Origin of the sequence: Pseudomonas sp. 2VD (assembly GCF_005503585.1) — a bacterium.
Taxonomy (GTDB): domain Bacteria; phylum Pseudomonadota; class Gammaproteobacteria; order Pseudomonadales; family Pseudomonadaceae; genus Pseudomonas; species Pseudomonas aeruginosa.
Genome location: NZ_SCND01000235.1, coordinates 1 through 9592 on the forward strand (window position 1 = coordinate 1; position 9592 = coordinate 9592).

Consider the following 9592-nt stretch of genomic DNA (forward strand, 5'->3'; position numbering starts at 1 on the left):
CGGTTCCAGGCGGGGTCAGAGGGTGATCAGCTCCGCCTCGATCTTCTTCCCCGCCACTTCCAGCACGCCGATCCCGATCGGCAAGCTGAAGCGCCGCGGTCCGGCGCTGCCCGGGTTGAGGTAGAGCACGCCGTCGCGCTCTTCCTTCAGCGGCTTGTGCGAATGTCCGGCGACCACCACGTCGATGCCTTCGGCGGCCGGGTCGAGGTCGAGTCGCTTGAGGTCGTGCAGTACGTAGAGGGTCAGCCGGCCGATCTTCAGCAGCAGGCGCTCGGGGATGTCCGCCGCCCAGTCCTGGGTGTCGTTGTTGCCGCGCACCACCGAGAGCGGCGCCAGGCGTTCCAGCTCGGCGAGGATTTCCGGCTTGCCGATGTCGCCGGCATGGATCAACTGGTCGCAGCCGCGCAACCGTTCCAGCGCCTCGGGCCGGAGCAGGCCATGGGTGTCGGCGATCAGGCCGATGCGCAACGGGCGGCGGGACTGGGGCATGGGCGCGGGTCCGGGTTGCGGGACGGAAGAGGGTGGCCGACGGGCATGGCCATGCCGTCGATCATACCCAACCATTGGCCGGGTACGAAAACCCTTCGGCGAAAACCGCGACGCCACCCGGAGGTGGCGCCGCGCCTATCAGTGTCCGGCCTTCTGGACCGGGCTTTCCGGCAGGAACCAGTTCAGCAGCAGGGCGCAGATGCCGCCGGTGGCGACCCCGGATTCCAGCACGTTGCGCAGCGCCGCGGGCATGTGCGCGAGGAACTCCGGCACCTGCGAAACGCCCAGGCCGAGGGCCAGGGACACGGCGATGATCAGCAGGGCGCGGCGGTCCAGCTGGATGCCGGCGAGGATGTTGATGCCCGAAGCGGCCACCGCGCCGAACATCACCATCGCCGCGCCGCCCAGTACCGGTTCCGGCACCGCCTGGATGACGCCGGCGACGCTCGGGAACAGGCCGAGCAGGACCAGCATGGCGGCGATCCACAGGCCGACGTAGCGGCTGGCCACTCCGGTGAGCTGGATCACCCCGTTGTTCTGGGCGAACACCGAGCTGGGGAAGGTATTGAAGATACCGGCGAGGAACGAGTTGGCGCCGTTGACCAGCACGCCGCCCTTGATCCGCTGCATCCACAGCGGGCCTTCCACCGGTTGCTTCGACACCTTGCTGGTGGCGGTGACGTCGCCGATGGCTTCCAGGGAGGTGACCAGGTAGATCACCAGCATCGGGATGAACAGCGGCCAGGAGAAGTCCAGGCCGAAGTGCAGCGGGGTCGGTACCTGGAACAGCTCGGCCTGGTGCATGCCGGTGAAGTCCAGGCGGCCGAGGTAGCCGGCCAGCGCGTAGCCGACGGCCAGGGCGATGACGATGGCGCAACTGCGCATCCATACCACCGGGATGCGATTGAGCACCACGATGATGCCCAGCACCACGCCGGACAGCAGCAGGTTCTCGCCGTTGGCGAAGGTGCCGTTGGACATCGCCGAGAAGCCGCCGCCCATGCTGATCAGGCCGACCTTGATCAGGGTCAGGCCGATCATCAGCACGACGATGCCGGTCACCAGCGGGGTGATCAGCCGCTTGACGAACGGCAGTATGCGCGAGATGCCCATCTCGACGAAGGAGCCGGCGATGACCACGCCGAAGATCGCCGCCATCACGCTTTCCACCGGCGTGCCCTGCTTGACCATCAGCGCCCCGCCGGCGATCAGCGGGCCGACGAAGTTGAAGCTGGTGCCCTGGACGATCAACAGTCCGGCGCCGAACGGGCCGAAGCGCTTGCACTGGACGAAGGTGGCGATGCCGGAGATCACCAGCGACATCGACACGATCAGATTGGTGTCGCGCGGCGATACGCCCAGCGCCTGGCAGATCAGCAGGCCGGGGGTAACGATCGGCACGATGATCGCCAGCAGGTGCTGGAGGGCGGCGAGCAGGGCGATGGGAGCGCTGGGACGGTCGTCCAGGCCATAGACCAGGTCGTTGCGGGCGCTGGCGTCCGACGGGCTTTGCAGGGAACTCATGGTGGCGGTCCGGGGAAAAAGAGCGCGATTTTACTGGGCGAACGCGGTCTCGCCCAGGCCTGGCTGCGCCGCATGTCGGCGGATAACGCCGGTGGCGTATGCGCCCTACGGTTGGAGCGTGGGTGAGCGGTAGGGCGAATGACCGCTTGCGGTTATCCGCCATTCGGCGTGCGCACGCGCGAATGAAAAAGCCCGGCGCGGGACCGGGCTTTTTTCGTCGCGGGACGATTCAGCCGTCCAGCAGCGCCTTGTTGCGTACCGCGCCCTTGTCGGCGCTGGTGGCGAGCAGGGCGTAGGCCTTGAGCGCGGTGCTGACGCGGCGGGCACGCGGCGCGGCCGGCTTCCAGCCCTTCTTGTCCTGTTCGGCGCGGCGGGCGGCGAGTTCTTCGTCGCTGACCAGCAGGTTGATCGAGCGATTGGGAATGTCGATCAGCACCTTGTCGCCGTCCTGCACCAGGCCGATGGCGCCGCCGGCGGCGGCTTCCGGGGAGGCGTGACCGATGGACAGGCCCGAGGTGCCGCCGGAGAAGCGTCCGTCGGTGAGCAGGGCGCACTGCTTGCCCAGGCCCTTGGACTTCAGGTAGCTGGTCGGATAGAGCATTTCCTGCATGCCCGGCCCGCCCTTCGGTCCTTCGTAGCGGATGATCACGATGTCGCCGGCCTTCACCTCGTCGCCGAGGATGCCTTTCACCGCGGCGTCCTGGCTTTCGAAGATCTTCGCGCTGCCTTCGAACACGTGGATCGACTCGTCGACCCCGGCGGTCTTCACCACGCAGCCGTCGAGAGCGATGTTGCCGTAGAGCACGGCCAGCCCGCCTTCCTTGGAATAGGCATGCTCGACGCTGCGGATGCAGCCCTCGGCGCGGTCGTCGTCCAGGCTCGGCCAGCGGGTGTTCTGGCTGAACGCGGTCTGGGTCGGGATGCCCGCCGGACCGGCCTTGAAGAAGGTGTGCACGGCTTCGTCGCGGGTCTGGGTGATGTCCCACTGGGCGATGGCGTCGGCCATGCTCGGGCTGTGCACGGTGGGGACGTCGGTGTGCAGCAGGCCACCGCGGGCCAGTTCGCCGAGGATGGAGAAGATGCCGCCGGCGCGATGCACGTCTTCCATGTGGTACTTCTGGATGTTCGGCGCCACCTTGCACAGTTGTGGCACCTTGCGCGACAGGCGGTCGATGTCGCGCAGGTCGAACGGCACCTCGGCCTCCTGGGCGGCGGCCAGCAGGTGCAGGATGGTATTGGTCGAGCCGCCCATGGCGATGTCCAGGGTCATGGCGTTCTCGAAGGCCTTGAAGTTGGCGATGTTGCGCGGCAGCACGCTGTCGTCGCCTTCGCCGTAGTAGCGCTGGCAGAGTTCCACGGCCAGGCGCCCGGCGCGCAGGAACAGTTGCTCGCGGTCGGCGTGGGTGGCCAGGGTCGAGCCGTTGCCCGGCAGCGACAGGCCGAGCGCCTCGGTCAGGCAGTTCATCGAGTTGGCGGTGAACATGCCGGAGCAGGAGCCGCAGGTCGGGCAGGCGCTGCGCTCGTACTCGGCGACCTTCTCGTCGGAGCAGGAGTCGTCGGCGGCCACCACCATGGCATCGACCAGGTCCAGGCCGTGGCTGGCCAGCTTGGTCTTGCCGGCTTCCATCGGCCCGCCGGAGACGAACACTACCGGGATGTTCAGGCGCAGCGCGGCCATCAGCATGCCGGGGGTGATCTTGTCGCAGTTGGAGATGCAGACGATGGCGTCGGCGCAGTGGGCGTTGACCATGTATTCCACGGAGTCGGCGATGATCTCCCGGCTCGGCAGCGAATAGAGCATGCCGTCGTGGCCCATGGCGATGCCGTCGTCGACGGCGATGGTGTTGAATTCCTTGGCCACGCCGCCGGCCTTCTCGATCTCGCGGGCGACCAGTTGGCCGAGGTCCTTCAGGTGCACGTGGCCGGGCACGAACTGGGTGAAGGAGTTGGCGATGGCGATGATTGGCTTCTTGAAGTCTTCGTCCTTCATCCCGGTGGCGCGCCAGAGGGCGCGGGCGCCGGCCATGTTGCGGCCGTGGGTGGAGGTTTTCGAGCGGTAATCGGGCATGACGATTTCCTGCGGCTAATCAGGTTCGGGTTATGACTGTATCGTGAGCGTCGAAGGAACCGGATGCAAACGGGGAATAGCCGAGTGTACGGAGTTGGCCGGGGTCTGAATGGGGTCACCATTGGCGACGGCCTGGGCTCACTGCCCGCCGGGGGATGATTGGCGAGGAATGCCCGGATTCTAAGCCCAGAGCGGGCGAATGGGGAAGGCTGGCGGTCGGCGGAGCGGCGCGTCGCGACCCGGCTGGCGTCTTGCGCCGCCCGTCGCGCCATGAGCGGCGGTGGCCGTAGGGCGGATGAACGCAGGCGCTCATCCGCCGGGACGGGCTCAGCCGTTGGGCAGCAGCCGGCAGGTCAGGCTCTTGATGTAGCGGGTTTCCGCGATCGCCAGGTGCACCGGATGGTCGGGGCCCTGGCCGCCGCGCTCGAGCAGCTGGATGTTGCGGTCGAGATGGCGGGCGCTGCCGATCAGGATGTTCTGCAGGTCGTCCTCGGGCAGGTGCATCGAGCAGGAGGCGCTGACCAGGATGCCGTCCTTGCTCAGCAGGCGCATGGCCTGTTCGTTGAGACGGCGGTAGGCGGCCTCGCCGTTCTTCAGGTCCTTCTTGCGCTTGATGAAGGCCGGCGGGTCGGCGATCACCACGTCGAAGCGTTCGTCGGCGGCCTTCAGCTCGCGCAGGGCCTCGAACACGTCGCCCTCGACGCAAGCGACCTTCTCCGCCACGCCGTTCAGCGCCGCGTTGCGCTCGACGCCGTCGAGGGCGAAGGCGGACGCGTCCACGCACATCACTTCGCTGGCGCCGAAGGCGGCGGCCTGGATGCCCCAGCCACCGATATAGCTGAACAGGTCGAGGACCCGCTTGCCCTGCACGTAGGGCGCCAGGCGCGCGCGGTTCATGCGGTGGTCGTAGAACCAGCCGGTCTTCTGCCCGGCCAGCACCGGCGCCTCGAACTTCACGCCGTTCTCTTCCAGCGCAACCCACTCCGGCACTTCGCCGTAGGCGTTGGCCACGTAGCGCTCCAGGCCCTCGGCGTCGCGCGCGCTGGAGTCGTTCTTCCAGAGCACGGCGGCGGGCTTGAGCACCTGCAGCAGGGCAGCGAGCACCTCGTCCTTGCGCAGTTCCATGGCCGCGGACGCCAGTTGCACCACCAGCACGTCGCCGAAGCGATCGACCACCAGGCCGGGCAGCAGGTCGGAATCGCCGTAGACCAGCCGGTAGAACGGCTTGTCGAAAAGCCGCTCGCGCAGGCTGAGGGCGATGTTGATGCGATGAACCAGCAGTGATTTGTCGAGAACGTGCTTGGTATCACGGGAAATGAGGCGGCCGCAGATGAGATTGTTCGGGCTCAGCGCGACGATGCCCAGCGGCTTGCCGTTGGCCATTTCCAGCACCGCCTGGTCGCCGGCGGCGAAGGCATTCAGCGGCGTCGCGGCGACATCCACCTCGTTGCTGTAGACCCACAGGTGGCCGGCGCGCAGGCGGCGCTCGGCGTTGGCTTTGAGACGCAAGCTGGGCAGGGTCATGGGAAAGGCTCCGGCAAAAGAGCGCGATTATAGCGCAGCGACGGGATTCGCCGCTGCGCGAACGCGGGCCGTTCAGCCGGCGAGGATTTCGATGAATCGACGGTTGAAGGCCGGGATGTCTTCGGGTTTGCGGCTGCTCACCAGCTTGCCGTCCACCGCTACCTCCTGGTCCACCCAGTGGCCGCCGGCGTTGTTGATGTCGTCCTTGAGCGACGGCCAACTGGTCAGGGTACGACCCTGCACCAGTCCGGCGGAGATCAGCAGCCAGGCGCCGTGGCAGATCACCGCCACCGGCTTGCTCGCCTGTTCGGCGCGGATCGCCAGTTCCTGGGCCTTGGCCAGGCTGCGGATCTGGTCGGAATTGACCACCCCGCCGGGCAGCAGCAGGGCGTCGTAGTCGTCCAGGCTGGCGTCTTCGAAGGTGCCGTCGACGCGGAAGGCGTCGGCTGGCTGGTGATGGTTCCAGCCGCGCACCTCGCCGGCCTTGTCGGAAAGAATCCTTACCGTGGCGCCGGCGTCTTCCAGGGCTTTTTTCGGACCGATCAGTTCGATCTGTTCGAAACCGTCGGTCACCAGGGCGGCGACGACCTTGCCGTGCAGGGATTGGGTCATGGCGTGTCTCCCGATATCGGATGGGGGTATACATTCCGACCCTGGCGGCTGCGGGAAAAGTTCCATGCCCGTTGCCTGGCGCCGCTTTTCCGGCAGAAGCCCGCCCCATGGCGGGGTTCTCCGGGTAAACTGCGCACACCGTCAACTTTCGCCCCCGCCCTCATGGTCCAAGAACTCACCGCCGAGCAGATCCGCCAGGCCCTGCAAGGCATCAGCGTGCCGCCGCAACCCCAGATCATGGTCGACCTGCAGATGGAGCAGGTCATGCCCAATCCGGACCTGAAGAACATCGCCAGGCTGATCAGCCAGGACCCGGGCCTTTCCGGCGCCCTCCTGAAACTGGTGAACTCGCCGTTCTTCGGCCTGGCCAACCGCATCACTTCGATCCAGCGCGCGGTGAACCTGCTGGGCAGTCGTTCGGTGATCAACCTGATCAACGCCCAGTCGATCAAGGGCGAGATGAGCGACGACACCATCGTCACCCTCAACCGTTTCTGGGACACCGCCCAGGACGTGGCCATGAGCTGCCTGAGCCTGGCCAAGCGGGTCGGCTACGAGTCGGTGGACGAAGCCTACGCCCTCGGCCTGTTCCACAACTGCGGCATTCCGCTGATGCTCAAGCGCTTCCCGCACTATATGGCGGTGCTGGAGGAGGCCTATGCCGCCGCCAGCGACGAGCGCCGGGTGGTGGACACCGAGAACCGCGTGCTGAACACCAACCATGCGGTGGTCGGCTACTACACCGCGCGCTCCTGGCGCCTGCCGGAGCACGTCTGCGAGGCGATCGCCAACCACCACAACGCGCTGTCGATCTTCGGCGACGAGTCGGCCCGCGACACCCAGCTGAAGAACCTGCTGGCGATCCTGAAGATGGCCGAGCACATCTGCGGCTCGCACCGGATTCTCGGCAACCAGCCGGAAGACCACGAGTGGAACAGCATCGGCGCGCTGGTGCTGGACTACGTCGGGCTCACCGACTACGACTTCGAGAACCTCAAGGGCTCGATTCTCGAGCTGGGCGTCGGCCAGGGCAGCTACTGACTGGCCGCGCCGCGGCGCTTCCTGCTAAGGTGCCGCGGTCAACCGGATTGCTGCCGTCATGCCCGAACTACCCGAAGTCGAAACCACCCGCCGGGGCATCGCCCCCTACCTCGAAGGCCAGCGCGTCGAGCGCGTGATCGTGCGCGAGCGGCGCCTGCGCTGGCCGATCCCCGAAGACCTGGACGTGCGCCTGTCCGGACAACGCATCGTCAGCGTCGAGCGCCGCGCCAAGTACCTGCTGCTGGGCGCCGAGGCCGGTACGCTGATCAGCCACCTGGGCATGTCCGGCAGCCTGAGGCTGGTGGAGAGCGGCACCCCGGCCAGTCGCCACGAGCACGTCGACATCGAGCTGGCCTCGGGCATGGCCCTGCGCTACACCGATCCGCGGCGCTTCGGCGCCATGCTCTGGAGCCTGGCGCCACTGGAGCACGAGCTGCTGCGCAACCTCGGCCCGGAACCGCTGACCGACGCTTTCGCCGGCCAGCGTCTGTTCGAGCTGTCGCGCGGGCGGAGCATGGCGGTCAAGCCGTTCATCATGGACAACGCGGTGGTGGTCGGGGTCGGCAACATCTACGCCAGCGAAGCGCTGTTCGCCGCCGGCATCGATCCGCGCAAGCCCGCCGGGAGCATCTCCAAGGCGCGCTACCTGCGCCTGGCGGAGGAGATCAAGCGGATCCTGGCGATCGCCATCGAGCGCGGCGGCACCACCCTGCGCGATTTCGTCGGCGGCGACGGCCAGCCCGGTTACTTCCAGCAGGAATTGTTCGTCTATGGCCGTGGCGGGGAGTTCTGCAAGGTCTGCGGCAGCACCCTGCGCGAGATCCGCCTAGGCCAGCGCGCCAGCGTGTACTGCCCGCGCTGCCAACGCTGAAGCGCCGCGCCGCGCATACTCTACCGCCACAAGAAGGGCCGCCACGGTGAGCGGCCTGCCATAAGAAAGGTGCACGATGTCCGGCAATTACCTGCCTCGCAACACCCTGGTCGAGTCGCTCGGCCATGCCATGCTGAAACTCTCCGGCTGGAAGATCGAGGGCCAATTGCCCGCGCTCGACAAGTTCGTGGTGATCGGCGCCCACCACACCTCGAACTGGGACTTCGTGGCCTTCCTTGCCGCCAAGTTCGTCCTGCGCCTGAACGCCCGCTGGTTCGGCAAGCACACCCTGTTCAACGGCCCGCTGGGCGGCCTGATGCGGCGCTGGGGCGGTATCCCGATCCAGCGCCACCTGAAGCTGAATACCGTGGACCAGGCGATCCAGGCCTTCCGCGAGCACCGTGAGTTCATGCTGATCATCGCTCCGGAAGGCACGCGCAAGAAGGTCGACCGCTGGCGCATGGGCTTCTACCACATCGCCCGTGGCGCCGGCGTGCCGGTGGTGCCGGCGGCGCTGGACTACGAGAACCGGCGGGTCGTCATCGGCGAACCCTTCTGGCCGACCGGCAACGAGGACGCCGACCTGTGCAGCCTGATTGGCTTCTACCGGCCGTTCATCCCGAAAAAGCCGCACTACGCATTCCTCGGCGATTGAAGGCGGTCACGCTGGCACTACCCGCAGCGCTGTTATAGTTAGGCGATATCTGCCCAACCAAAAACCAGAAAGGACCGCTTCCATGAACCTGTTTCGCACCACCGCGCTCGTGCTGGCGCTGACCACCGGGCTCTCGTCCATGCCCGCGCTGGCGGATGCCGTGCAGGAAAACGCCAGCGGCGACCCGATGTACACCGTCGAAGCGCCCCCCGCGTACGCCATGATCGGCGATCTGCTCATCGCCCGTCCCTTCCTGATCGCCGCCACGGCCGTCGGGGCGGTGGCCTTCGTGGTCAGCCTGCCGTTCACCGCGGCCAGCGGCAGCGTCGGCAAGGCCGGCCAGGCGCTGGTGGTCGATCCGGGCAAGGAAGCCTTCGTCCGTTGCCTGGGCTGCACCACCAGCGGCTATAACCACGACGAAAGCTGAGTCTCCAACGGAATGAAAAAAAGCCGGTCATCGACCGGCTTTTTGTTTTCTCGATGCATTGCAGGGGGCACGGAGATTGGGCTAAGTCTTTTCTTCCGCCACGGCAGGCGGCAGCTATAGCGCCGCATCGGCCGATGACAGATGTTCCGCACGGACCGTTCGCGGCACTTGATCGGACTCTCCGATGGTGACAGTGTCCTGCTGACCAGCAAGGTCACAAGGTCGACCAGGGGTGGCCGACCGACTCAACCAAGATAAGGATTTCGCGTATGTTCAGTCAGTGGGTGTTCCTGTCCGTCCTTGCTCTCAGCTTCAGGTGGCGCTGGATCGGGATACCGCCCCAGCGCCGCATCAGGCCGCCCAGCGGGCCGTTGAACAGGG

At 66.7% G+C, this 9592-nt stretch carries 9 protein-coding genes and 1 pseudogene; 4 read left to right on the plus strand and 6 right to left on the minus strand.

Going from position 1 to position 9592, the window contains the following annotated elements:
* Positions 1 to 15: 15 nt before the first annotated feature.
* The 5 genes from FFS27_RS22035 to pfpI form a co-directional block, all read right to left on the minus strand.
* Positions 16 to 489 (minus strand): metallophosphoesterase family protein, encoded by a 474-nt coding sequence (locus FFS27_RS22035; RefSeq protein ID WP_003102894.1) that lies wholly within the window; start codon positions 487 to 489, stop codon positions 16 to 18.
* Between the two features lie 138 nt (positions 490 to 627).
* A complete protein-coding gene (locus FFS27_RS22040) occupies positions 628 to 2013 on the minus strand; it encodes a nucleobase:cation symporter-2 family protein (protein WP_003102887.1) in 1386 nt (461 codons plus the stop codon).
* 229 nt (positions 2014 to 2242) lie between these two features.
* Positions 2243 to 4081, minus strand: a complete 1839-nt coding sequence (ilvD, locus tag FFS27_RS22045; RefSeq protein WP_003084436.1) for a dihydroxy-acid dehydratase — start codon at positions 4079 to 4081, stop codon at positions 2243 to 2245.
* A gap of 327 nt (positions 4082 to 4408) precedes the next feature.
* Positions 4409 to 5605, minus strand: a complete 1197-nt coding sequence (locus FFS27_RS22050) for a class I SAM-dependent rRNA methyltransferase (RefSeq protein WP_003084438.1) — start codon at positions 5603 to 5605, stop codon at positions 4409 to 4411.
* Between the two features lie 72 nt (positions 5606 to 5677).
* Complete coding sequence (pfpI, locus tag FFS27_RS22055) at positions 5678 to 6217, minus strand: protease PfpI (protein ID WP_003128919.1); 540 nt, start codon at positions 6215 to 6217, stop codon at positions 5678 to 5680.
* A 216-nt stretch (positions 6218 to 6433) separates the two neighbouring features.
* On the opposite strand from pfpI, the gene FFS27_RS22060 reads away from it, so the two are divergent.
* From FFS27_RS22060 to FFS27_RS22075, 4 genes are all read left to right on the plus strand, one after another.
* Positions 6434 to 7258, plus strand: a complete 825-nt coding sequence (locus tag FFS27_RS22060) for an HDOD domain-containing protein (RefSeq protein WP_003128920.1) — start codon at positions 6434 to 6436, stop codon at positions 7256 to 7258.
* Between the two features lie 58 nt (positions 7259 to 7316).
* Positions 7317 to 8129, plus strand: a complete 813-nt coding sequence (gene mutM, locus FFS27_RS22065) for a bifunctional DNA-formamidopyrimidine glycosylase/DNA-(apurinic or apyrimidinic site) lyase (RefSeq protein WP_003102876.1) — start codon at positions 7317 to 7319, stop codon at positions 8127 to 8129.
* Positions 8130 to 8205: 76 nt separating this feature from the next.
* Positions 8206 to 8784, plus strand: coding sequence for a lysophospholipid acyltransferase family protein (locus FFS27_RS22070; RefSeq protein ID WP_021263131.1), 579 nt, complete (start codon positions 8206 to 8208; stop codon positions 8782 to 8784).
* Positions 8785 to 8866: 82 nt separating this feature from the next.
* Positions 8867 to 9211, plus strand: coding sequence for a hypothetical protein (locus FFS27_RS22075; protein WP_003084452.1), 345 nt, complete (start codon positions 8867 to 8869; stop codon positions 9209 to 9211).
* Between the two features lie 307 nt (positions 9212 to 9518).
* On the opposite strand, the pseudogene FFS27_RS22080 reads toward FFS27_RS22075, so the two are convergent.
* Positions 9519 to 9592, minus strand: a pseudogene (locus FFS27_RS22080) (acyltransferase); the annotation flags it as partial.

What these genes read in the sequence shown, in the direction of transcription:
- ilvD (WP_003084436.1), bottom strand. Translation starts at nt 4,081, where the DNA reads ATGCCCGATTACCGCTCGAAAACCTCCACCCACGGCCGCAACATGGCC.
- FFS27_RS22035 (WP_003102894.1), bottom strand. Translation starts at nt 489, where the DNA reads ATGCCCCAGTCCCGCCGCCCGTTGCGCATCGGCCTGATCGCCGACACC.
- FFS27_RS22050 (WP_003084438.1), bottom strand. Translation starts at nt 5,605, where the DNA reads ATGACCCTGCCCAGCTTGCGTCTCAAAGCCAACGCCGAGCGCCGCCTG.
- pfpI (WP_003128919.1), bottom strand. Translation starts at nt 6,217, where the DNA reads ATGACCCAATCCCTGCACGGCAAGGTCGTCGCCGCCCTGGTGACCGAC.
- mutM (WP_003102876.1), top strand. Translation starts at nt 7,317, where the DNA reads ATGCCCGAACTACCCGAAGTCGAAACCACCCGCCGGGGCATCGCCCCC.
- FFS27_RS22070 (WP_021263131.1), top strand. Translation starts at nt 8,206, where the DNA reads ATGTCCGGCAATTACCTGCCTCGCAACACCCTGGTCGAGTCGCTCGGC.
- FFS27_RS22075 (WP_003084452.1), top strand. Translation starts at nt 8,867, where the DNA reads ATGAACCTGTTTCGCACCACCGCGCTCGTGCTGGCGCTGACCACCGGG.
- FFS27_RS22040 (WP_003102887.1), bottom strand. Translation starts at nt 2,013, where the DNA reads ATGAGTTCCCTGCAAAGCCCGTCGGACGCCAGCGCCCGCAACGACCTG.